The sequence below is a fragment of the Vibrio sp. Vb1980 genome (assembly GCF_033338615.1).
GTDB lineage: Bacteria > Pseudomonadota > Gammaproteobacteria > Enterobacterales > Vibrionaceae > Vibrio > Vibrio alginolyticus.
Map to the genome: position 1 here is coordinate 1 of NZ_JAWOSZ010000077.1, position 742 is coordinate 742.

Annotated in this window: 1 pseudogene; it reads left to right on the forward strand. The window is 50.1% G+C overall.

The features are described from left to right. Positions 1 to 366: 366 nt before the first annotated feature. Positions 367 to 705: pseudogene (locus R7F64_RS23865) on the forward strand (uL15 family ribosomal protein); the annotation flags it as partial. Positions 706 to 742: the final 37 nt, after the last annotated feature.

Sequence of the window (742 nt, forward strand, 5' to 3'; positions counted from 1 at the left end):
CAATTATCACCCAATCCAGGACTTAAACTGTGATAGAGTGGCTGATGTTCTGCTTTTGAATAGAGTGTCCCAAAAGATGGGACCACTGGTCAGCTGCCATGGACTAGATTCTCCACCGGTTGGGGACAATCTGGTCACCTTGCTGCCCAATCCTGACCTGGAGCCACCACAGCACGAGTGTCAAGCACTGGCAGAAGCCCATGGGTGGAGGAAAGACCTCTGCGACTGGCTGATTGACCCCTGCTGAAAGCCGAGGACCTTGTCCACAGACGGGAACAGTTCTCTTCATGAATGAAGGTCAGAGACAAGTGGGTGCTGCCATGGTGGACAACACAATGTCATCTGGGATGAGCAAAAGGCCAAACAGGAGCGGGAGGACACAGGATCAACTTTGACAAATATCATCCAGGTTACTTCGGCAAAGTTGGCATGAGGCATTACCACTTGAAGAGGAACCAGAGCTTCTGCCCAACTGTCAACCTGGATAAATTATGGACGTTGGTCAGCGAGCAGACACGGGTCAATGCAGCAAAAAACAAGAATGGAGTTGCTCCCATCATTGACGTTGTTCGATCAGGCTACTACAAAGTTCTGGGGAAGGGGAAGCTCCCTAAGCAACCTGTCATCGTGAAGGCCAAGTTCTTCAGCAGAAGAGCTGAAGAGAAGATAAAGGGTGTGGGAGGTGCCTGTGTCCTGGTGGCTTAAAGCCACTTCAGAGGCTAATTAAATGCAAACATTTTCC